The organism is Cellulomonas sp. (genome assembly GCF_965229465.1).
In the GTDB taxonomy this organism is placed as follows: Bacteria; Actinomycetota; Actinomycetes; order Actinomycetales; family Cellulomonadaceae; genus Cellulomonas.
On record NZ_OZ245882.1, the window covers coordinates 2,833,992 to 2,855,168 of the forward strand.

Annotated in this window: 21 protein-coding genes; 20 read left to right on the forward strand and 1 reads right to left on the reverse strand. The window is 72.1% G+C overall.

Annotated elements, in window-relative coordinates; translation table 11 throughout:
* The first annotated feature begins 5 nt into the window (after nucleotides 1–5).
* The 6 genes from argS to rho all read left to right on the forward strand — a co-directional run bounded on the left by argS (nucleotide 6) and on the right by rho (nucleotide 8,766).
* The gene (argS, locus tag ACO06A_RS13550) at nucleotides 6–1,685 is read left to right on the forward strand and encodes an arginine--tRNA ligase (protein ID WP_421732763.1); all 1,680 of its coding nucleotides are present in this window, start codon (nucleotides 6–8) and stop codon (nucleotides 1,683–1,685) included.
* Nucleotides 1,682–3,043, forward strand: a complete 1,362-nt coding sequence (gene lysA / locus ACO06A_RS13555) for a diaminopimelate decarboxylase (protein ID WP_421732764.1) — start codon at nucleotides 1,682–1,684, stop codon at nucleotides 3,041–3,043. Before argS ends, lysA begins: the two co-directional genes overlap by 4 nt.
* 91 nt (nucleotides 3,044–3,134) lie before the next feature.
* Nucleotides 3,135–4,457, forward strand: coding sequence for a homoserine dehydrogenase (locus tag ACO06A_RS13560; protein ID WP_421732765.1), 1,323 nt, complete (start codon nucleotides 3,135–3,137; stop codon nucleotides 4,455–4,457).
* A complete protein-coding gene (gene thrC / locus ACO06A_RS13565; protein ID WP_421732766.1) occupies nucleotides 4,457–5,548 on the forward strand; it encodes a threonine synthase in 1,092 nt (363 codons plus the stop codon). Before ACO06A_RS13560 ends, thrC begins: the two co-directional genes overlap by 1 nt.
* Before the next feature lie 8 nt (nucleotides 5,549–5,556).
* Entirely contained in the window at nucleotides 5,557–6,486 is a 930-nt protein-coding gene (thrB, locus tag ACO06A_RS13570; RefSeq protein WP_421732767.1) for a homoserine kinase, read from the forward strand.
* 369 nt (nucleotides 6,487–6,855) lie between these two features.
* Nucleotides 6,856–8,766: a transcription termination factor Rho gene (gene rho / locus ACO06A_RS13575; RefSeq protein ID WP_421736065.1), complete on the forward strand. Its 1,911-nt coding sequence runs from the start codon at nucleotides 6,856–6,858 to the stop codon at nucleotides 8,764–8,766.
* Between the two features lie 58 nt (nucleotides 8,767–8,824).
* Here the strand turns inward: rho and ACO06A_RS13580 are convergent, their stop codons facing one another.
* On the reverse strand, nucleotides 8,825–9,313 hold the full coding sequence (locus ACO06A_RS13580; RefSeq protein ID WP_421732768.1) for a DUF6326 family protein: 489 nt from the start codon (nucleotides 9,311–9,313) through the stop codon (nucleotides 8,825–8,827).
* Between the two features lie 162 nt (nucleotides 9,314–9,475).
* Between ACO06A_RS13580 and ACO06A_RS13585 the strand changes: the two genes are divergently transcribed.
* The 14 genes from ACO06A_RS13585 (at nucleotide 9,476) to atpA (ending at nucleotide 21,177) form a co-directional block, all read left to right on the forward strand.
* Nucleotides 9,476–10,624, forward strand: coding sequence for a sensor histidine kinase (locus tag ACO06A_RS13585; RefSeq protein WP_421732769.1), 1,149 nt, complete (start codon nucleotides 9,476–9,478; stop codon nucleotides 10,622–10,624).
* On the forward strand, nucleotides 10,621–11,268 hold the full coding sequence (locus tag ACO06A_RS13590; RefSeq protein WP_421732770.1) for a response regulator: 648 nt from the start codon (nucleotides 10,621–10,623) through the stop codon (nucleotides 11,266–11,268). Before ACO06A_RS13585 ends, ACO06A_RS13590 begins: the two co-directional genes overlap by 4 nt.
* Nucleotides 11,269–11,355: 87 nt before the next feature.
* Nucleotides 11,356–12,210, forward strand: a complete 855-nt coding sequence (locus ACO06A_RS13595; protein ID WP_421732771.1) for a PPK2 family polyphosphate kinase — start codon at nucleotides 11,356–11,358, stop codon at nucleotides 12,208–12,210.
* 115 nt (nucleotides 12,211–12,325) lie between these two features.
* Nucleotides 12,326–12,541 (forward strand): 50S ribosomal protein L31, encoded by a 216-nt coding sequence (gene rpmE / locus ACO06A_RS13600; RefSeq protein ID WP_056096298.1) that lies wholly within the window; start codon nucleotides 12,326–12,328, stop codon nucleotides 12,539–12,541.
* Nucleotides 12,542–12,656: 115 nt separating this feature from the next.
* Nucleotides 12,657–13,745 (forward strand): peptide chain release factor 1, encoded by a 1,089-nt coding sequence (prfA, locus tag ACO06A_RS13605; RefSeq protein WP_421732772.1) that lies wholly within the window; start codon nucleotides 12,657–12,659, stop codon nucleotides 13,743–13,745.
* Nucleotides 13,742–14,629: a peptide chain release factor N(5)-glutamine methyltransferase gene (prmC, locus tag ACO06A_RS13610; protein WP_421732773.1), complete on the forward strand. Its 888-nt coding sequence runs from the start codon at nucleotides 13,742–13,744 to the stop codon at nucleotides 14,627–14,629. Before prfA ends, prmC begins: the two co-directional genes overlap by 4 nt.
* On the forward strand, nucleotides 14,626–15,276 hold the full coding sequence (locus tag ACO06A_RS13615; protein WP_421732774.1) for an L-threonylcarbamoyladenylate synthase: 651 nt from the start codon (nucleotides 14,626–14,628) through the stop codon (nucleotides 15,274–15,276). The genes prmC and ACO06A_RS13615 overlap by 4 nt, the downstream gene beginning before the upstream one ends.
* Nucleotides 15,273–16,400 (forward strand): glycosyltransferase family 4 protein, encoded by a 1,128-nt coding sequence (locus ACO06A_RS13620; RefSeq protein WP_421732775.1) that lies wholly within the window; start codon nucleotides 15,273–15,275, stop codon nucleotides 16,398–16,400. Before ACO06A_RS13615 ends, ACO06A_RS13620 begins: the two co-directional genes overlap by 4 nt.
* A complete protein-coding gene (locus ACO06A_RS13625) occupies nucleotides 16,397–16,810 on the forward strand; it encodes a hypothetical protein (RefSeq protein WP_421732776.1) in 414 nt (137 codons plus the stop codon). The genes ACO06A_RS13620 and ACO06A_RS13625 overlap by 4 nt, the downstream gene beginning before the upstream one ends.
* 240 nt (nucleotides 16,811–17,050) lie before the next feature.
* On the forward strand, nucleotides 17,051–17,773 hold the full coding sequence (gene atpB / locus ACO06A_RS13630; protein WP_421736066.1) for a F0F1 ATP synthase subunit A: 723 nt from the start codon (nucleotides 17,051–17,053) through the stop codon (nucleotides 17,771–17,773).
* Between the two features lie 88 nt (nucleotides 17,774–17,861).
* On the forward strand, nucleotides 17,862–18,068 hold the full coding sequence (gene atpE, locus ACO06A_RS13635; RefSeq protein WP_055918092.1) for an ATP synthase F0 subunit C: 207 nt from the start codon (nucleotides 17,862–17,864) through the stop codon (nucleotides 18,066–18,068).
* Entirely contained in the window at nucleotides 18,065–18,655 is a 591-nt protein-coding gene (locus tag ACO06A_RS13640; protein ID WP_421732777.1) for a F0F1 ATP synthase subunit B, read from the forward strand. Before atpE ends, ACO06A_RS13640 begins: the two co-directional genes overlap by 4 nt.
* Nucleotides 18,655–19,467, forward strand: coding sequence for a F0F1 ATP synthase subunit delta (locus ACO06A_RS13645; protein WP_421732778.1), 813 nt, complete (start codon nucleotides 18,655–18,657; stop codon nucleotides 19,465–19,467). Before ACO06A_RS13640 ends, ACO06A_RS13645 begins: the two co-directional genes overlap by 1 nt.
* 81 nt (nucleotides 19,468–19,548) lie before the next feature.
* Complete coding sequence (gene atpA / locus ACO06A_RS13650) at nucleotides 19,549–21,177, forward strand: F0F1 ATP synthase subunit alpha (RefSeq protein ID WP_421732779.1); 1,629 nt, start codon at nucleotides 19,549–19,551, stop codon at nucleotides 21,175–21,177.

The window sequence follows — 21,177 nt, forward strand, 5'->3', positions numbered from 1 at the left end:
CTCCGGTGACTCCCGCCCAGCTCTCCGAGGCCCTCCGGGCCGCCCTCGTGCACGCCGTCGACGACGGCACGTTCGCCCTCGACCCCGCCGCGATCCCCGCGACGGTGCACCTGGAGCGACCGCGGCAGCGCGAGCACGGTGACTGGGCCACCAACGTGGCGATGCAGCTGGCCAAGAAGGCCGGCACCAACCCGCGCGCGTTCGCCGAGGAGCTGGCCCGCCGGCTCGCCGACACCCCGGGAGTCTCCGCGGTCGAGGTAGCCGGCCCCGGCTTCCTGAACATCCGGCTCGACGCGGCCGCCGCCGGCGAGCTGGCGCACTCGGTCGTCGAGCAGGGTGCCGAGTACGGGCAGAACGAGGCGCTCGCGGGCGTCGCGCTCAACCTGGAGTTCGTCTCCGCGAACCCCACGGGCCCGCTGCACATCGGTGGCGTGCGCTGGGCGGCCGTCGGCGACAGCCTGGCGAGGGTGCTCCAGGCGTCCGGCGCCGTGGTGACGCGCGAGTACTACTTCAACGACCACGGCGCGCAGATCGACCGCTTCTCCCGCTCGCTGCTGGCCCGCGCCCTCGGCCAGGACGCCCCCGAGGACGGCTACGGCGGCGCCTACATCACGGAGATCGCCGAGCAGGTGGTGGCCGACGCCCTCGCCGCCGGCGAGCCCGACCCGCGGACGCTGCCGTTCGACGACGCCAACGAGGCCTTCCGGGCGCGCGGGGTCGAGCTGATGTTCGCCGAGATCCGCAAGTCCCTCGAGGACTTCGGAGTGGAGTTCGACGTCTACTTCCACGAGGACTCGCTGCACGAGTCGGGCGCGGTCGACCACGCGATCGCCCGCCTGCGCGAGCTGGGCCACGTCTTCGAGGCCGACGGCGCGACCTGGCTGCGCACCACCACGTTCGGCGACGACCGGGACCGCGTGATCATCCGGTCCAACGGCGAGGCCGCGTACATCGCGGGCGACATCGCCTACTACCTGGACAAGCGGGAGCGCGGGTTCGACCGGGTCGTCATCATGCTCGGCGCCGACCACCACGGGTACATCGGACGCATGATGGCGATCTGCGCGGCGTTCGGGGACACCCCGGGCGTCAACCTGGAGATCCTCATCGGTCAGCTGGTGAACCTGGTCCAGAACGGCGCCCCGGTGCGGATGAGCAAGCGCGCCGGCACCGTGGTCACCATCGACGACCTGGTCGACGCCGTCGGCGTGGATGCGGCCCGGTACGCGCTGGCGCGCTCGTCGGCGGACTCGATGATCGACCTGGACCTGGACCTGCTGACCCGGGCGACCAACGAGAACCCCGTGTTCTACGTGCAGTACGCGCACGCCCGCACGGTCAATGTCGGTCGCAACGCCGCCGAGGCCGGGGTGCGGCGCGAGGACGGCTTCGACGCCGCTCTGCTCGACCACGAGAGCGAGTCGGTGCTGCTGGGCAGCATCGCCGAGTTCCCGCGCGTGGTCGCCCAGGCGGCCGAGCTGCGCGAGCCGCACCGCGTCGCGCGCTACCTCGAGGAGCTCGCCGGCAGCTACCACAAGTGGTACGACCAGCGCCGCGTGGCCCCGTTCGGTGACGAGGTGGTGGGCGACGTGCACCGCACCCGCCTGTGGCTCAACGACGCCACCCGACAGGTGCTCGCCAACGGGCTGGGACTGCTCGGGGTCACCGCCCCGGAGCGGATGTGACCACCTTCATCCCCGGCGAGCCCTGGTCCGCCGGGGTCGCGCGGGCGGCCGACGGGTCGGTGACGGTCGGCGGGGTGGGGGTCAGGACGCTCGCCGCGCAGCACGGCACCCCGGCCTACGTCCTCGACGAGGCCGACCTGCGCGCCCGTGCACGCGGCTACCGTCGCGCGTTCGAGACGGCCTTCGCGGAGATCGGCGCGGGCATCGACGTGTACTACGCCGGCAAGGCGTTCCTGTCCGTCGCGGTCGCGCGCTGGGTGCACGAGGAGGGCCTGCGCGTCGACACGGCGACGGGCGGCGAGCTCGCGGTCGCGCTGCGCGCGGGGATCCCCGGCGCGCACCTCGGCCTGCACGGCAACAACAAGTCGGACGCGGAGATCGCGCGGGCGCTGGACGTCGGGGTCGGCCGGATCATCGTCGACTCCCTGGTGGAGATCGACCGGGTGGCCGACGCGGTCGCGGCCCGCGGGGGAGCGCCGGCACCCGTGATGGTGCGGGTGACCACCGGGGTGCACGCGGGCGGCCACGAGTACATCTCGACCGCGCACGAGGACCAGAAGTTCGGCCTCTCGATCGCGTCGCCCGACGGGGACAGCCCGGCCATGCAGGGCCTCCTGAAGGTCCTGGCGCGCCCGGAGCTGCGCCTGCTGGGCATCCACTCGCACATCGGCTCGCAGATCCTGGACCCCTCGGGCTTCGAGGTGGCGGCGCGTGCCGTCCTCACGCTGCGCGCCCGGCTGGCCGAGCGCACCGGCGTCCAGGTCGAGGAGGTCGACCTCGGCGGCGGCTACGGCATCGCGTACCTGCCGGGGGAGGTCGCCCTCGACCCGGACCGGATCGCCAAGGACATCGCGGGCTCCGTCGAGGCGTCCAACGCCGAGCTGGGCACCGCACTGCCGCGGTTCTCCATCGAGCCCGGTCGCGCGATCGTCGGCCCCGCGGGACTGACCCTGTACACGGTCGGCACGGTCAAGCCGGTCCGGCTCGACGACGGCCGCACCCGTACCTATGTGTCCGTCGACGGCGGGATGAGCGACAACCTCCGGCCCGCCCTGTACGGCGCGCGGTACCACGCGGAGGTCGTCGGCCGGCGCGCGAGCCTCGAGACGGTGCTGGCGCGCGTCGTCGGCAAGCACTGCGAGAGCGGCGACATCGTCGTGCACGAGGTCCAGCTGCCCGCCGACATCCGCGCGGGCGACCTGCTCGCCGTCGCGGCGACCGGTGCCTACGGCCGCTCGATGGCGTCCAACTACAACCACGTCCCGCGCCCGCCGGTGGTCGCCGTGGCGAAGGGGACCAGCCGCGTGCTGGTGCGCCGGGAGACCGAGGACGACCTCCTGGCGCTCGACCTCGGCTGAGCGCGACCACCGCTCGGAACACGCGTCCCGCCCGTCGGGACGCACCCCTATCCTGGGGGCGCTCTCGCCCCGTCCCACTGGAGGCCGTCCCGTGCCCTCGCCCGTGCCCGCCCATCCGCCCCTGCGCGTCGCCGTCCTCGGGTGCGGTGTCGTCGGCACGGAGGTGGTGCGGCTGCTCACGACGCAGGCGTCGGACCTGGCATCCCGCGTGGGCGCGCCCCTCGAGCTGGTCGGGGTCGCGGTCCGCGACGTCGACGCGGAGCGCGACCCGGTGGTCGATCGCGGGCTGCTGACCGCCGACGCCGAGTCGCTGGTCGAGCGCGCCGACGTCGTGGTCGAGGTCATGGGCGGCATCGAGCCCGCGCGCAGCCTGCTGCTGCGGGCCATCGCCGGCGGCGCGTCCGTCGTCACCGCCAACAAGGCCCTGCTGGCCCAGGACGGTCCCACGCTCTACGCGGCTGCCGACGAGGCCGGCGTGGACCTGTACTTCGAGGCGGCTGTCGCCGGCGCCATCCCGATCGTCCGCCCGGTGCGCGAGTCGCTCGCGGGGGACCGCGTCACCCGCGTGCTCGGCATCGTCAACGGCACCACCAACTACGTGCTCGACAAGATGGCGTCCGAGGGCCTCGACCTGGACCAGGCGGTCAAGGAGGCCCAGGCGCTCGGCTACGCGGAGGCGGACCCGACGGCCGATGTGGAGGGCTACGACGCCGCCGCGAAGGCCGCGATCCTCGCCTCGCTCGCGTTCCACACCCGCGTGTCCATCGACGACGTGTCCCGCGAGGGCATCACGTCCCTGACCGCCGACGACGTCCTGTGGGCCGAGCGCACCGGGTACGTGCTCAAGCTCCTCGCGATCGCCGAGCGCGGCACCGCCGACGGCGTGGACGGCGTGCAGGTCCGCGTGCACCCCGCGCTGGTGCCCGTCAGCCACCCGCTCGCCGGGGTGCGCGGCGCGTACAACGCGGTCTTCGTCGAGGCGGAGGCGGCGGGCGAGCTCATGTTCTACGGCCGCGGCGCCGGCGGCGAGCCCACCGCGTCGGCGGTGCTCGGGGACGTGGTCTCGGTCGCCCGCCACCGCGTGCTCGGCGGCAAGGGCCCCATCGAGTCCCGCTACGCCGAGCTGCCCGTCCTGCCCGCCGCCGCGGCGCGCACCCGCTACCAGGTGCGCCTCGAGGTGGCCGACCGCCCGGGCGTGCTGGCGCAGGTGGCCACCGTCCTGGCGTCGCACGGAGTCTCGATCGAGGCGGTGCGCCAGTCGCCGGCCTCCGAGACGCCCGAGGCCGACTTCGCGCGCCTGGTGATCACCACGCACGCGGCGCCCGAGCACGCGCTGCGCAGCACGGTCGACGCCATCGCCGGCCTCGACGTCGTGCGTCGTGTCGTGTCCGTCCTGCGAGTCGAGGGAGCCTGATGGCCCACCAGTGGCGTGGCGTGATCGCCGAGTACGCCGACCGCCTGCCTGCGCACGTCCAGGAGCGCATCATCACGCTGGGGGAGGGCGGCACGCCGCTCGTCCCGTCGCCGACGCTCTCGCAGCGCACGGGCGCCGAGGTGTTCATCAAGGTCGAGGGCATGAACCCGACCGGGTCGTTCAAGGACCGCGGCATGACGACCGCGATGTCCGCGGCGGCCGGTCGCGGCGCCAAGGCCGTGGTGTGCGCGTCGACCGGCAACACGTCGGCGTCGGCGGCGGCGTACGCCACCCGCGCGGGCATGGTCTGCGCGGTGCTGGTGCCGGACGGCAAGATCGCGATGGGCAAGCTCAGTCAGGCGATCGCCCACGGGGCCACGCTGCTGCAGGTCGACGGCAACTTCGACGACTGCCTCATCGCCGCCCGCAAGCTCGCCGAGGCGTACCCGGTCGAGCTGGTGAACTCCGTGAACCCCGACCGCATCGAGGGCCAGAAGACGGGCGCGTTCGAGATCGTCGACGCACTCGGTGACGCCCCCGACATCCATGTGCTGCCCGTCGGCAACGCCGGCAACATCACCGCGTACTGGAAGGGCTACCGCGAGTACGCCGGGCTCGACGCCGGTGCCGCGCACCCCGCGGTCGCCACGCACACCCCGATCATGTGGGGGTTCCAGGCGGCCGGCGCCGCGCCCATCGTCAAGGGCCACCCGATCGACCATCCCGAGACGATCGCCACGGCCATCCGCATCGGCAACCCCGCGTCCTGGCTCCAGGCCGAGGAGGCGCGGGACGTGTCCGGCGGGCTCATCGAGGCGGTCACCGACGAGCAGATCCTTGCCGCGCACCGCGTGCTCTCCGCGGAGGTCGGCATCTTCGTCGAGCCCGCCTCTGCGTCCGGCGTCGCGGGTCTGCTGATGCTCAGCGACCAGGGGCGCGTGCCCGCCGGCGCGCGCATCGTCATCACGGTCACCGGGCACGGCCTCAAGGACCCGCAGTGGGCGCTGCGCACGCCGGACGGCAGCGACGTCGTCCCCGTGCGCATCTCGTCCGACGTGGTGTCCATCGCCACCGCCCTCGGCCTGGACTGAGGCCCCGGATGCGCCTGGGTGCGGACCACGTCCGCGTCCGCGTCCCCGCCACCAGCGCCAACCTCGGCCCCGGCTTCGACGCGTTCGGCATCGCGCTCGGGCTGTACGACGAGCTCGAGGTGCGCGCGCTCGGCTCGCCGGGCGTCAAGGTGCAGGTGACGGGTGAGGGCGCCGGGCAGGTGCCCGACGACGAGCAGCACCTGGTGGTCAGCTCGCTGCGGGCGGCCCTCGACCTGGTCGGCGCGTCGCAGACGGGGCTGGACCTCGTGTGCCACAACCGGATCCCGCACGGTCGCGGTCTCGGCTCGTCCGCCGGGGCTGTCGTCGCGGGGATCGTCGCCGCCCGGGGACTCATCGCCGAGCCGGAGGCGCTGTCCGACGACGTGGTGATCGACCTCGCCGCCCAGATCGAGGGGCACCCCGACAACGCGGCACCCGCCGTGCTCGGCGGCGCGACCCTGGCGTGGCGCGACGACCGGTTCCGCGCCGTCGACCTCGCGGTGCACGACGACGTCGCCGTGCTCGCGATCGTGCCGCCGACCCACCTGTCCACCAAGGCCGCCCGAGGCGTCCTGCCCGCGACCGTGCCGCACGGCGACGCCGCGTTCCAGGCCGGCCGCGCCGCGCTGCTGGTCGAGGCGCTCGCGCGGCGGCCGGACCTGCTGCTCACCGCGACGCAGGACCGGCTCCACCAGGAGTACCGACGCTCCGTCATGCCCGGATCGCTGGCGCTCGTCGACGTGCTGCGGGCCCGCAGCGTGGCGGCGGTGGTGTCCGGAGCCGGCCCGACCGTGCTGGTGCTCGCGCGGCGCACGGGAACCGGCACGACCGACGCGGACGACGCCGTGCGCGACGCGTTCGGCGGGGCCATGGGGGGCTGGCAGATCCTGCCGCTGCCGGTGGACCGCACGGGCGCGACGGTCCAGCGGGTGACCTGACGGGTGAAGTACACGCCGGTTGTTCGCCCGGTCGGGAGGCCGGGTCCGCAGTGATAGCATCGAGGCGTTCCCCGGACCTCGCCCTCTGGCCACCCGTGTCGTACGTGACCGGCGCCGCAGAATGAGTAGACGACCCGGGAACGATCCAGCCCACCGTGCGCAGACGTCGTCGTACGCAGCGCGTGTGGCTCCAGCACCGTCTCGGTCAACTCGACCGGACGTCGGCCGATCCCCGAACCATCGGGTCCCGGCCACCGACGAGGGGAAGGGTCCTTCGTGACAGACATCATCGAGCCCGCCGTGAGCAGCTCCGGCGGGTCCGCCCGCAGCGCCGGCATCTCGGCGCTCCGCCTGCCCGAGCTGCAGGCCATGGCGTCCGAGCTGGGCGTCAAGGGCACCTCCAAGATGCGCAAGGGCGACCTCGTCCAGGCCATCTCGGAGGCTCGTGGCGGTTCGCGCCCGCAGGCGCTCGAGCCGCGTCGTGACCTCAGCCGTGAGCAGAGCACGGCCGTGGCCGAGACGCCGACGCGCAGCGCACGTGCACCCCGGACGCAGGCGCCCCAGCTCGACCTGGGCGACTCCGCCCCGGCGCAGCAGGACCGGGGGACCGGGGCGCCGCGCGGCGACGCGCTGGCCGGCCTCGAGGCCGCGCTGGACGCCAAGCTCGCGCCCGTCGAGGCGCGGGACGACCGCGCCGCCCGTGCAGCCGACGCCGTCGGTGTCGTGACCGGTGAGCGGCGCTCGCGCCGGGCCGGCCGCGGTGCGGGTGCGCCGCAGGGCGATGACGGCGACCACGCGCAGAGCAACGGCCAGCAGGACCGCCAGCCGGCCGGCCAGCAGCGCGAGAACCGGCAGCAGGAGCCCCGCCAGCAGCAGGAGCCCCGTCAGCAGGAGAACCGCCAGCAGGAGAACCGTCAGCAGGAGACGCGTCCGCAGGGCGGCAACCCGCAGCAGGGCACCCAGCCGCGCCAGCAGGACGACGACGGCCTGGACGAGCGCGGCGGACGCCGTCGGCGCTCCCGTGACCGCTACCGGGACCGCGACCGTGACCGCAAGGGCCGCGGCACCCGCACACGTCCCGGGCCGGGCGAGCTCGCCGGTCTTGACGACATCGAGGTCAACGACGACGACGTCCTGCTCCCCGTCGCGGGCATCCTCGACCTGATGGACAGCTACGCGTTCGTGCGCACCACTGGCTACCTGCCCAGCGCCAACGACGTGTACGTCTCCCTCAACCAGGTCAAGCGCTACGGCTTGCGACGCGGCGACGCGGTGACCGGTGCCGTCCGCCAGCCGCGCGAGGGCGAGCAGCCGCCGGCGCAGGGCAACCGGCCCAGCAAGTTCAACGCGCTGGTCCGCCTCGACTCGGTGAACGGCCTGGAGCCCGACGGCGCCCGCGTGCGTCCTGAGTTCAACAAGCTGACGCCGCTCTACCCGCAGGAGCGCCTGCGCCTGGAGAGCGACCAGAACAAGCTGTCGCCGCGGGTCATCGACATCGTCGCGCCCATCGGCAAGGGCCAGCGCGGCCTCATCGTCGCGCCCCCCAAGGCGGGCAAGACGATCATCATGCAGCAGATCGCCAACGCCATCACGACCAACAACCCCGAGGTCCACCTCATGGTCGTGCTCGTCGACGAGCGCCCCGAAGAGGTCACGGACATGGAGCGGACGGTCAAGGGTGAGGTCATCGCCTCGACCTTCGACCGCCCCGCGTCCGACCACACGATCGTCGCCGAGCTGGCCATCGAGCGTGCCAAGCGGCTGGTCGAGCTGGGCCAGGACGTCGTCGTGCTGCTCGACTCGCTTACGCGCCTGTCGCGCGCCTACAACCTGGCCGCCCCGGCGTCCGGGCGCATCCTGTCCGGTGGTGTCGACGCCTCGGCCCTGTACCCGCCGAAGCGGTTCTTCGGCGCGGCCCGCAACATCGAGAACGGCGGCTCGCTGACCATCCTCGCCTCGGCGCTGGTGGAGACCGGCTCCAAGATGGACGAGGTCATCTTCGAGGAGTTCAAGGGCACCGGGAACATGGAGCTGCGGCTCTCCCGCGGCCTGGCCGACAAGCGCATCTTCCCCGCGGTCGACGTCAACGCGTCGGGCACCCGCCGCGAGGAGATCCTCATGCCGCACGACGAGCTGAAGATCATCTACAAGCTCCGCCGCGTGATGGGTGCGCTCGACCAGACCCAGGCCATCGAGCTGCTCATCGGCAAGCTCAAGGAGACCAAGTCGAACGTGGAGTTCCTGCTCCAGGTCCAGAAGACGACCCCCGGCAGCGACTGACCGCCGACCCACGGCCGACGGCCCCGTTCCTCGAGAGAGGAGCGGGGCCGTCGTCGCGCTAGTGACGCTGCGTCTCCAGAGGCTCCTCGTGCACGGCTGTCGTCGCCTCCGGCGATGCGACGCGGCGGGGCCAGGTCCAGGCCAGCCGAAGGATGACGGCGAGCAGGGCCACCTCCAGGACGACTGCGAGCCCGTAGTAATAGGACCAGGACTCGCCCACCGCGTTGAACATCGCGTAAGGGACCTGGACCGAGGCCACGACGAGGTTCGTGATCCGGGCCGCGCGGGCCGGCAGCACGGCGGAGAGCACCACCATCAGGATCGGGACGGCCATGAGCGTGAGGAACGTGGTCAGCAACGTCTGGGTGATGTCGAACTCGAAGACGACGCCGACCAGGATGTCGTCGACCTTGCCCGGCACGAAGAAGCCCAGGATGTCCACGTAGGCGTACAGGAACACGACACTGGTCCACGCCGCCACGAGCGTCGCTCTCACGGGGAGGCGCGAGTCGTCCAGCGCGGTGGTGGTGTCTCGGCGAGTGCTCATCGGGTGCTCCGTCGTCGTGGTGGGGTGTGGCTCGTCCACGATCGCGGCCTGCCGTGCTGGGCAGAACCGCCGCAGAGCCTGACCTGTCTTGGCCGTTCGTTCAGTTGCCCTCTTGTGCTTTCGGCCGATACGACGCGCACAGCGCATCCCTACGCTGACTTGATGGTCACCCACGTCCTGCGCGCGCTGTGGGCCGAACCTCGACCGGCGAACCCTCCCGCCCGGGTCTCCCGGGACTGGGCGCTCGTCTCCCTGCTGACGGTGTGGTCGGTGGCGGAGGCGGTGCTCCGTGACGGGCTGGCGCCGCTCCCGCTGGCCCTCGTCGCCGCGCTCGTGATCATTGCCCCCCTGCTCTGGCGACGCACTCACCCGCTCCGGGCGGTCGTGGTCGCCTTCGGTGCGTTGACCATGGTCGACCTCGTCAGGATCGGGGCGGGCACGGAGGGCGGTCTGCTGACGAGCACCGCGGCGGCGCTGGTCCTGGCCTACGCCCTGTTCCGGTGGGGAGCCGGTCGCGAGGCGGTGATCGGCCTCGGAGTCATCCTGTGCTGGCTGGCCGTCACCAACGTGGCAGACCCGACCAGCCCGGCGGATGCGGTGGGTGCATACGGCTTCTTCTTGTTCTCCGCGGCGCTCGGCGCTGCCATCCGGTACCACGCGAGAGCCCGCATCCGCGACATCGACGAGGCCAAGACCCGCGTGCGCGAGCAGATCGCTCGCGAGCTCCACGACACCGTCGCCCACCACGTCTCCGGCATCGCCATCCAGGCACAGGCGGGGCGTGCCGTCGCAGTCTCGGACCCCGAGCGTGCCGTCGAGGCCCTGGTCACCATCGAGGACGCCGCCACCCGGGCGCTCATCGAGATGCGTGCCATGGTCGGCGTCCTCCGCGCCTCGCAGGATGCGGAGTTCGCGCCGCAGCCGTCAGTGGCCGACCTCGAGCGGCTGACCAACGGTGTCGGAGCGCGTCCGCACGTCCAGGTGACGCTCTCCGGTGAGCTCCAGGACCTCAGCCCGGCCGTGGGGGCCGCCATCTACCGCCTGGCCCAGGAGTCGATCACGAACGCTCGCAGGCACGCCCGCCACGCGACGCGGGTCACCGTGGCTGTCGTCGGGAACGCCGAGGGCGTGCGGCTGACCGTCGACGACGATGGTGCGCCCAGCTCGGCCGACGACGGCACTGCGGGATACGGTCTCGTGGGGATGCAGGAACGAACCACACTGCTCGGCGGTACGTTCCACGCGGGCCCGAACGCCGACCGTGGCTGGAGGGTCCACGCGATGCTGCCCCGAACCTGGACCGGACGATGAGCATCCGGGTACTGATCGCCGACGACCAGCACATCGTCCGCACCGGTCTGACGATGCTGCTCGACGCCCAACCCGACATCGAGGTGGTCGGCGCGGCCGTGGACGGCCGGGAGGCGGTGCGCCTCGCTCTCGAGCTCCGCCCGGACGTCGGCCTGTTCGACGTCCGCATGCCGCTGATGGACGGCATCGAGGCCACCCGTCACCTTGCCGGACCCCACGTCACCGACCCTCTGCCCATCGTGGTGATCACGACCTTCGATCTCGACGAGTACGTCCACGAGGCACTCAAGGCCGGCGCCCGGGGGTTCTTGCTCAAGGACGCCGGACCCGCGCTGCTGACCCAGGCGATCCGCGCCGCGGCTGACGGAGATGCGCTCATCGCACCCAGCGTGACCGTCCGCCTCCTCGCTGCGTTCGCGCACCTACAGACCGGACCCGCACGGCAGCCCCTCGAGCCGCTCACGGCCCGTGAGGAGGAAGTTCTCGTCCCGGTGGCGCAGGGCCGCACCAACGACGAGATCGCCACTGAGCTGTACATCAGCACCAGCACCGTGAAGGCCCACCTGGCCAGCCTCATGAGGAAGCTCGGTGCCCGCAACCGCGTGGAGCTCGCCATGTGGGCTCATGAGACCCGCCGCATCTAGGAGACCGGAGAGGCTTCCGGTGCGGGGCCGTCGTCGTCCCGCTACCGTGCAGTCGTCCGCACTGGCGCGAGTCCCGGGAGTCGTTCGATGGCGAAGTCGTGGAGCACACCGCCCCGGGAGGCCCTGCGGGTCGGTCCGGGGTTCGACCTGGCGACGGCCGACCTGGCCGCGACGCCGGGCTGGACGCACGACGAGAAGGCGGCCGAGAAGCGGCTCCTGAAGGACGGGGAGCACCTCAGCGAGGACCAGGAGCGACTGTTTGCGGACGGCCGCTCGGGCGGCACGCGTGCGGTGCTGCTCGTCCTGCAGGGGATGGACACCTCGGGCAAGGGCGGGATCGTCCGCCACGTCCTGGGACTGGTGGACCCGCAGGGCGTCCAGCTGAGGTCGTTCGGGGTGCCCACCGAGAAGGAGCGGTCGCAGCACTACCTCCAGCGGATCCGCGAGGCGCTGCCGGCCCCCGGGCGGATCGGCGTGTTCGACCGGTCGCACTACGAGGACGTGCTGGTGGTCCGCGTGAACCAGCTGGTGCCGCAGGAGGTGTGGGAGCCGCGGTACGACGAGATCAACGCGTTCGAGCGTGAGGTCGTCGACGCCGGCACTGTGATCGTCAAGGTCGCCCTGATGGTCTCGCCCGAGGAGCAGAAGGCGCGGCTGCGCGAGCGCCTGGAGCGCCCGGACAAGTACTGGAAGTTCAACCCGGGCGACATCGACGAGCGCGCCAAGTGGCCCCTGTACCAGGAGGCGTACCAGGCGGTGCTCGACCGGACGAGCACCGAGCACGCGCCCTGGTACGTGGTGCCCGCCGACAACAAGTGGTACGCGCGGCTGGCGATCGGCCGGTTGCTGCGTGACACCCTCGCGGACCTCGACGTCGACTGGCCCGCGGCGGACTTCGACGTGGAGGCGGAGACGGCTCGGCTGGACGCACAGGCTTTCTAGGACGGGATGATTTCGGGCCGCGTCGCTGTTCTGGCACAATGGTTCGCTGGTCTGCGGTTCACCGGCGCCAGTCGCGCGTCCGGACCCGGAGACACCCACCCAAGGAGATAGTTCTGTGAAGGCTGACATCCACCCCGAGTACGTCCTGACCGAGGTCACCTGCACCTGTGGCAGCACCTTCGTCACGCGCTCGACGGTCACCAGCGGCAAGATCCACGCCGACGTCTGCAGCGCCTGCCACCCGTTCTACACGGGCAAGCAGAAGATCCTCGACACCGGCGGCCGCGTGGCCCGGTTCGAGGCGCGGTACGGCAAGAAGGCCGCCAACTAGCAACCCCGCAGCGCCGGTGCCCGGCGCGGACGACCGCCCTCCATGGCGGTGTCCGCGTGGGCACCGGCGCTGTGTCGTTGTCGGAGCCGATCGATCCACCTGAGGACACCCGCACATGAGCGAGGCATTCGCCGCCGCCGAACCGCTGCTCGCCGAGCACGCGCAGATCGAGGCGCAGCTGGCCGACCCCGCCGTGCACGCCGACGCCGCGAACGCCCGCAAGCTCGGCCGCCGGTACGCCGAGCTGGGCCGGGTCGCGCAGGCCTACACCGCGTGGAAGGCCGCGTCCGACGACGCCGAGGCCGCCGCGGAGCTGGCCGAGGTCGACGAAAGCTTCGCCGCCGAGCTGCCGTCGCTCCAGCAGACCGCCGACGCCGCCTCGGCTCGGCTGCGCGAGGTGCTCATCCCGCGTGACCCGGACGACGCCCGCGACGTGATCCTCGAGGTCAAGGCGGGGGAGGGGGGCGAGGAGTCGGCGCTGTTCGCCGCCGACCTGCTGCGGATGTACACCCGCTACGCGGAGAAGATGGGCTGGGCGACCCAGCTCCTGGGCGCCACCGAGTCGGACCTGGGCGGCTACAAGGACGCGCAGCTGGCCATCAAGGCGCGCGGCACGGTCGCTCCGGAGGACGGTGTCTGGGCGCACCTGAAGTACGAGGGTGGTGTGCACCGCGTCCAGCGGGTGCCCGTCACCGAGTCGCAGGGCCGCATCCACACGTCCGCGGCCGGCGTGCTGGTGTTCCCGGAGGCCGAGGACGAGGCCGAGGTGGCCATCGACGCCAACGACCTGCGCATCGACGTGTACCGGTCGTCCGGCCCCGGCGGCCAGTCGGTCAACACCACCGACTCCGCGGTGCGGATCACCCACCTGCCCACCGGCATCGTCGTGTCGATGCAGAACGAGAAGTCGCAGCTGCAGAACCGTGAGGCCGGCATGCGCGTGCTGCGCGCCCGGATCCTGGCCGCCCGCCAGGAGGAGGCCGCCGCGGCCGCGAGCGTGGCACGCCGGTCGCAGGTGCGCACCGTCGACCGTTCGGAGCGCATCCGCACGTACAACTTCCCCGAGAACCGGATCGCGGACCACCGCACCGGCTACAAGGCCTACAACCTCGACGCGGTGCTCGGCGGCGAGCTGGCCCCGGTCGTGCAGAGTGCGATCGACGCCGACGAGGCCGCGCGGCTCGCAGCGGCGGGGGACGCATGACGGTCCCCGACCTGCGCGCGCTGGTCGAGGGTGCCACGCGGATCCTGTCCGAGGCCGGGGTGCAGTCGCCGCGCCACGACGCCACGGCGCTCGCCGCGCACGTGCTCGGTCTGGACCGGCTCGAGCTGGCGCTCCCGCCGCCCGTGCCCGACGGCTTCGCGGAGCAGTTCGCCGGACTGGTCGAGCGGCGGCGGAACCGGGAGCCGTTGCAGCACCTGGTGGGCACCACCGGGTTCCGCTACCTGACGCTCCTGGTCGAGCCCGGCGTGTTCGTCCCGCGGCCCGAGACCGAGGTGGTGGCGCAGGTGGCGATCGACGAGGCCGCGCGGTTGACCGACCCGCTCGTCGTGGACCTGTGCTGCGGCGCCGGCGGGATCGCGCTGTCGGTGGCGACCGAGGTCCGCGCCGCCCGCGTGGTGGCCGTCGACCTGTCGCCCGAGGCCGTGGACCTGACCCGGCGCAACGCCGTTGCGGTCGGTGCGGTCGTCCGCGTCGAGCACGGCGACGTCGCCGACCCGACGATGCTCAGCGAGCTCGACGGCACCGTCGACGTGCTCGTCGCCAACCCGCCGTACATCCCGCCCGACGCCGAGCCGGTCGACCCCGAGGTGCGCGACCACGACCCCGACCTCGCCCTGTACGGCGGCGGCCTGGACGGGCTGGACGTGCCGCGGGCGGTCCTGCGCGCGGCCGCCCGCCTGCTCGTCCCGGGCGGGCTGCTGGTGATGGAGCACGCCGAGGTGCAGGACGCCGCCGCGCGCGAGGCCGCCGCGGCCACGGGCGCGTTCGTCGACGTGGAGTCGCGTCCCGACCTGACCGGTCGGCCCCGGATGCTCGTCGCCCGGCGAGCCGCTCAGCCGCACGTGACAGACTCGGCGCCGTGAACGAGCGGATCACCCCCGCGAGCGACCCCACCACCTGGGGACCGGCGCTCGACGAGGCGGTCAACGTCCTGTCCCGCGGGGGCCTCGTCGTGCTGCCCACCGACACGGTCTACGGGATCGCGGCCGACGCCTTCACCCCTCCCGCGGTGCAGGCGCTCCTGGACGCCAAGGGCCGCGGCCGCCAGATGCCGCCGCCCGTGCTGATCCCCGACGTCCGCACCCTCGACGGGCTGGCCACCGACGTGCCCGCGGGCGCGCGCGCCCTGGCCGAGGCGTTCTGGCCCGGCGGCCTCACGCTCATCGTCCGCGCCCAGCCGTCGCTGGCCTGGGACCTGGGGGAGACGAGGGGCACGGTCGCGCTCCGCGTGCCCGACCACGAGACCGCGCTGGCGCTGCTGCGTCGCACCGGACCGCTGGCGGTCTCCAGCGCCAACACCACCGGCTCGCCCGCCGCGGTCACCGCGCAGGCGGCGTTCGACCAGCTCGGCGAGTCCGTGGCGGTCTACCTCGACGCGGGCGACGCGCCCGGCCAGGTGGCGTCGACCATCGTCGATGCCACGGGGGACACCCTGCGGCTCGTCCGCGCGGGCGCCCTGAGCCTGGAGCAGCTGAACGAGGTCACGCCGGTCGAGGGGCCCACCGCGTGAGGGTCTACCTGCTCGCCCTGCTCATCTCCGCCACGGTGGCCTATCTCATGACCCCGCTGGCCCGCTGGTGCGCCCTGCGCTGGGGCGCCATCACCGCGGTCCGGGACCGGGACGTGCACGCGATCCCGACGCCCCGGCTGGGCGGCATGGCGATGTTCGCCGGCATGCTCGTGGCGATCCTCATGGTCAGCTCGCTGCCCTTCCTCGCGGGGGTGTACGACAACGTCCGTCCCCTGGTCGGCATCATGGGCGGGGCCGCGATCGTGTGCGCCCTCGGGATCGCCGACGACATCTGGGACCTGGACTGGCTCACCAAGCTGATGGGCCAGGTGCTGGCCGGCGGGTTCCTCGCGTGGCAGGGCGTGCTGCTGTACCAGCTGCCCACCGCGGGCATGCCGATCGTCGGGTCCACCCGGATGGCCACGTTCTTCACGGTGCTCACCGTCGTCATCGCCATGAACGCGGTGAACTTCGTCGACGGGCTCGACGGGCTCGCCGCCGGGGTGCTGGCCATCGGCGGCACCGCGTTCTTCCTGTACGCCTACCTGCTCACCGCGGGCGCCAACCCCGGCGCCTACGCCAACGCGAACCTTGCGGCCCTGGTGCTCGCGGTGCTGGTGGGCGCCTGCGTCGGATTCCTGCCGCACAACGTCTACCCGGCGCGCATCTTCATGGGCGACTCGGGGGCCATGGTGCTCGGCTTCGTGTTCAGCGCCGCGGCGATCATCATCACGGGCCAGATCGACCCGGAGCAGGTGCTGGTGCGGCAGCGGTTCCCGGCGTTCCTGCCGATGCTCCTGCCGTTCGCCGTGCTGCTGCTGCCGCTGCTGGACATGGGCCTCGCGATCGTCCGCCGCGTGGGCGCCGGCAAGTCGCCGTTCCACCCCGACCGCATGCACCTGCACCACCGGATGCTCCAGATCGGCCACTCGCACCGCCGTGCGGTCGCGATCCTGTATGTCTGGACGGCGGTGTTCGCCTTCGGGGTCGCCGCCCTGGTCCGCTGGGAGACCACCGCCGTGCTGATCACGTTCGGCGCCGCCGTCCTGGTCGCCACCCTGCTGACGCTCGGACCGCTGCGCGGCCGGGCCGCTGCACCACCGCCCTTGGAGGCCGTTCGATGAGCACCCCGCCCACGGCCACGGAGGCCGTCTTCCGCCAGTCGCTGCGCGACATGCTCGTGCTGCTCGGGATCCTCACCGTCGTCGGCGTCGTGGTCGGCTACCTCGTCGACGGCTCCGCGGGCGTCTGGGGGGCGCTGATCGGCGTCGGCATCGCGCTGATCTTCTCGGGGACCACGGTGATCTCGGTCCTGCGCACCGCACGCTCCGCCCCGACGACCATGATGGCGGTGATCATGGGCGCCTGGCTGGGCAAGCTCATCGTCGTCATCGTGGTGCTGGTGATCCTCAAGCAGTTCGACTTCTACAACCCGCAGGTGCTGTTCCTGGTGTCCATCGCGGGGGTCATCGGGTCGGCTGTCCTGGACGCGCGCGCGGTCCAGCGTGGTCGCGTGGGGTACTTCGAGGGGTAGCGGCCGCGGCGCCTCCCGGAGGCCCGCCGCGGGTCAGGACCAAGGCCCTGCATGGGTTAGGCTTTCGCCATCCATGACGGCCCGGCGCCGTGCTCGTGCCCGCACTGATGCGGCACTCGGCGCACACGACCACAGGAGACCGCCCTGTTCAGCCTTGCGACGATCCTGCCGCTCGCCGCGGAAGACGACGGCGGCAGCGGGTTCCATCCGCCCTCGCTCGCGGACTTCTTCCCGCCGGCCATCTGGTTCGAGGGCACCCCGTTCGAGATCAACCGGATCATCCTGGTCCGGCTCATCGCGGTCGTCGTTCTCCTGCTCGTCTTCATCATCGGTGCCCGCCGCGCCACGCTGGTTCCCGGCCGGTTCCAGAGCGTCCTCGAGATGGGGCTGGACTTCTGCCGGAAGTCGATCGCCTACGAGATCCTCGGTGAGAAGGACGGCAAGAAGTACGTCCCGATCATCACGACGATCTTCTTCGCCGTCTTCTTCTTCAACATCACCGGCGTGATCCCGTTCCTCAACATCGCGGGGACGTCGGTGATCGGCCTGCCGATCATCTTCGCCCTGTGGGTGTACTTCCTGTACCTGTGGCAGGGCGTCAAGAAGTTCGGCGTCGGCGGGTACCTCAAGCACAGCCTGTTCCCGCCCGGCGTGCCGTGGCCCATCTACATCCTGCTGACGCCGGTCGAGGCCCTCCAGGTGTTCCTCCTGAGGCCCGCCACGCTGGTCATCCGGCTCCTGGCCAACATGATGGCCGGCCACCTGCTGCTCGCCCTGTGCTTCGCGGCCACCTCGTTCCTGTTCTTCGAGGCCTCGGGCGCAGTGAAGGCGTTCGGCGCCGTCACGTTCGTGGCCGGCTTCGCCTTCTTCCTGCTCGAGGTCTTCGTGGCCGCCCTGCAGGCGTACGTGTTCTCGATCCTCACCGCTGTCTACCTGCAGATGTCGATCTCCGAAGAGCACTGATCGACAGACCCACCGTGGCGGGCTGATCCTCGGACCGTCGCCCCTGACCGGACGCGCCGCGCGGCGCGCAGATGAAAGGAACCACCCCGTGGAAATCACCGGACTCGCCCTCGTCGGATACGGTCTCGCGGCCATCGGCCCCGGCATCGGTCTCGGCATCCTGTTCGGCAAGACGATCGAGGGCATGGCGCGTCAGCCCGAGATGGCCGGCCAGCTGCGCTCCACCATGTTCGTGGGTCTCGCGTTCATCGAGATCCTCGCCCTCCTGGCCATCGCCACCCCGTTCTTCCTGTGATCACCGCGCCGCTCGTCGCTGCCGCGTACAGCGTGGCAGCGGCCGCTGAGGAGGAAGAGGTCAACCCCCTCCTCCCGCACACCTACGACATCGTCTGGTCGTTGGTGATCGTGGTGATCATCGCCGTCGTGTTCATCAAGTACGCCCTGCCGAAGTTCCAGGCCGTCCTCGACGAGCGCACGGAGAAGATCGAGGGCGGGCTCCAGCACGCCGAGGCCGCCCAGGCCGAGGCAGCCGAGCTGCGTGCCGAGTACGAGCAGCAGCTCGCCGACGCCCGCACGGAGGCAGCCCGCATCAAGGAGGCGGCCCGCGCCGAGGGCGGTGCCATCGTCACCGAGCTCAAGGCGAAGGCGGCGGCCGAGGCTGCGCGCACGGTCGAGACGGCCCAGCGCCAGATCGAGGCCGAGCGTCAGCAGGCCGCGGTGTCCCTGCGCAACGACGTGGGTGCGCTGGCCACCGAGCTCGCCTCCAAGATCGTCGGCGAGTCCCTCGAGGACTCCGCCCGGCAGTCGCGGGTGGTCGACCGGTTCCTCGAGGAGCTCGAGGCGAACGCGACGGCAACCACGAGCGCCGGCAAGGAGAACTGATGCGCGGCACGAGCCTGGCGTCGCTCGGCGCCACCCAGCTCCGGTTCGAACCGGTGCTGGCTGCGGCGGGTGCGCAGGCGATCACGCTCGGCGAGCAGCTGTTCGCCGTCGTCGACGCCCTGGACTCCTCGGGCTCGCTGCGACGCACGCTGTCGGACCCGGCGATCCGTGGCGACGCCAAGGCGGGGCTGGTCTCGGGCGCGCTCGGCCGGCTCGACCCTCGCGTGGTCGACGTCGTGTCGGGGCTCGTGCAGCAGCGCTGGTCCTCGGCCGACGACCTCATCGAGGCCGTCGAGCGCCTCGGCTTCGACGCGGTGCTCGCCTCGGCGCAGGCCGGCGACGAGCTCGAGCGGGTCGAGGACGAGCTGTTCCGCATCACGCGGTCGCTGGTCGGCCAGCGCGAGGTGCGGCAGGCCCTGTTCGACCCGCGGGTGCCCGGCGACAAGCGGGCGGACCTCGCGGAGAACCTGCTGCGCGGCAAGGTCGCCGACGCCACCCTCGCGGTGGCTCGGCGGGCGGCTGCGTCGCCCCGCGGTCGGCGCTTCGTCGCGACGCTCGGCCTCGTCGGCGATCTCGCCGCCGCACGGCGCGAGCGCCTCGTGGCGGCCGTGACCTCTGGCAGCGAGCTCTCGCAGGCGCAGATGGACCGCCTCGGCGGCATCCTGCAGCAGGCCTACGGGCAGGAGCTCCAGCTCAACGTGACGGTGGACCCCGAGATCCTCGGGGGACTGCGCATCCAGGTGGGCGCGGACGTGGTCGACTCGACCGTGCTCGCCAGGCTCGCCGACGCACGACGACGACTTGCCAGCTGAGAATCGGCCCCAGGCCGGCCCCTCGAACGACGTGAACGAACGTACGACCGCCCGACCGGCGGTCACGACAGGAGAAGAGCAATGGCTGAGCTGACGATCCGGCCCGACGAGATCCGGGCCGCGCTGGACAGCTTCGTGAAGTCCTACGAGCCGTCCGGCGTGGTCTCCGAAGAGGTCGGCCGCGTGACCCTGACGGCCGACGGCATCGCGCAGGTCGAGGGCCTCCCGGGCGCGATGGCGAACGAGCTCCTGCGGTTCGAGGACGGCACGCTCGGCCTCGCGCTGAACCTGGACGTCCGCGAGATCGGCGTCGTGGTGCTGGGCGAGTTCACCGGCATCGAGGAGGGCCAGGAGGTCCGCCGCACGGGCGAGGTGCTCTCCGTCCCGATCGGTGACGGCTACCTCGGCCGTGTCGTCGACCCGCTGGGCCAGCCGATCGACGGCCTGGGCGAGCTGAAGACCACCGGTCGCCGCGCCCTCGAGCTGCAGGCCCCGGGCGTCATGGCGCGCAAGAGCGTGCACGAGCCGCTGCAGACCGGCCTCAAGGCCATCGACGCGATGATCCCGATCGGCCGAGGCCAGCGCCAGCTGATCATCGGTGACCGCCAGACGGGCAAGACGGCGATCGCGATCGACACGATCATCAACCAGAAGGCCAACTGGGAGACCGGCGACACGACGAAGCAGGTCCGCTGCATCTACGTCGCCATCGGCCAGAAGGGCTCCACCATCGCCGCCGTCCGCGGCGCCCTGGAGGAGGCCGGCGCGCTCGAGTACACGACCATCGTCGCGGCTCCCGCGTCGGACCCGGCCGGCTTCAAGTACCTCGCGCCCTACACCGGCTCGGCCATCGGCCAGCACTGGATGTACGAGGGCAAGCACGTCCTGATCGTCTTCGACGACCTGTCCAAGCAGGCCGAGGCCTACCGTGCCGTGTCGCTGCTGCTGCGTCGCCCGCCGGGCCGCGAGGCGTACCCCGGTGACGTGTTCTACCTGCACTCCCGCCTGCTGGAGCGTTGCGCCAAGCTGTCGGACGAGCTGGGCGGCGGCTCGATGACGGGCCTGCCGGTCATCGAGACCAAGGCCAACGACGTCTCGGCGTACATCCCGACCAACGTCATCTCCATCACGGACGGACAGATCTTCCTCCAGTCCGACCTGTTCAACGCCGACCAGCGTCCGGCCGTCGACGTGGGCATCTCGGTGTCCCGCGTCGGTGGTGCCGCGCAGGTCAAGGCGATGAAGTCGGTCTCCGGCACGCTGAAGCTGGACCTCGCGCAGTTCCGGTCGCTCGAGGCGTTCGCGATGTTCGCGTCCGACCTCGACGCCGCGTCGCGCGCCCAGCTGACCCGTGGCGCCCGCCTCATGGAGCTGCTCAAGCAGGCGCAGTACTCGCCGTACCCGGTCGAGGACCAGGTCGCGTCGATCTGGGCCGGCACCAAGGGCAAGCTGGACGACGTCCCGATCGCCGACGTGCGCCGGTTCGAGTCCGAGCTGCTGGACCACCTCCGCCGCAACACCGAGGTGCTGTCGACCATCGCGTCGACCGGCAAGCTCGAGGCCGACACCGAGAAGGCGCTCAGCGACGCGATCGACGAGTTCCGGAACGGGTTCCTGGTGGGCGACGGCACGACGCTGGTCGGCTCTGTCGACGACGGCGCCGAGGTCGAGGTCGAGCAGGAGCAGATCGTCCGGCAGAAGAAGGGCTGA

Coding starts and splice junctions, on each gene's coding strand:
- thrC (WP_421732766.1), top strand. CDS start 4,457: ATGGCCCACCAGTGGCGTGGCGTGATCGCCGAGTACGCCGACCGCCTG.
- ACO06A_RS13645 (WP_421732778.1), top strand. CDS start 18,655: ATGCGCGGCACGAGCCTGGCGTCGCTCGGCGCCACCCAGCTCCGGTTC.
- prmC (WP_421732773.1), top strand. CDS start 13,742: ATGACGGTCCCCGACCTGCGCGCGCTGGTCGAGGGTGCCACGCGGATC.
- prfA (WP_421732772.1), top strand. CDS start 12,657: ATGAGCGAGGCATTCGCCGCCGCCGAACCGCTGCTCGCCGAGCACGCG.
- rho (WP_421736065.1), top strand. CDS start 6,856: ATGGCGTCCGAGCTGGGCGTCAAGGGCACCTCCAAGATGCGCAAGGGC.
- ACO06A_RS13590 (WP_421732770.1), top strand. CDS start 10,621: ATGAGCATCCGGGTACTGATCGCCGACGACCAGCACATCGTCCGCACC.
- thrB (WP_421732767.1), top strand. CDS start 5,557: ATGCGCCTGGGTGCGGACCACGTCCGCGTCCGCGTCCCCGCCACCAGC.
- ACO06A_RS13580 (WP_421732768.1), bottom strand. CDS start 9,313: ATGAGCACTCGCCGAGACACCACCACCGCGCTGGACGACTCGCGCCTC.
- ACO06A_RS13625 (WP_421732776.1), top strand. CDS start 16,397: ATGAGCACCCCGCCCACGGCCACGGAGGCCGTCTTCCGCCAGTCGCTG.
- ACO06A_RS13585 (WP_421732769.1), top strand. CDS start 9,476: ATGGTCACCCACGTCCTGCGCGCGCTGTGGGCCGAACCTCGACCGGCG.
- ACO06A_RS13595 (WP_421732771.1), top strand. CDS start 11,356: ATGGCGAAGTCGTGGAGCACACCGCCCCGGGAGGCCCTGCGGGTCGGT.
- atpA (WP_421732779.1), top strand. CDS start 19,549: ATGGCTGAGCTGACGATCCGGCCCGACGAGATCCGGGCCGCGCTGGAC.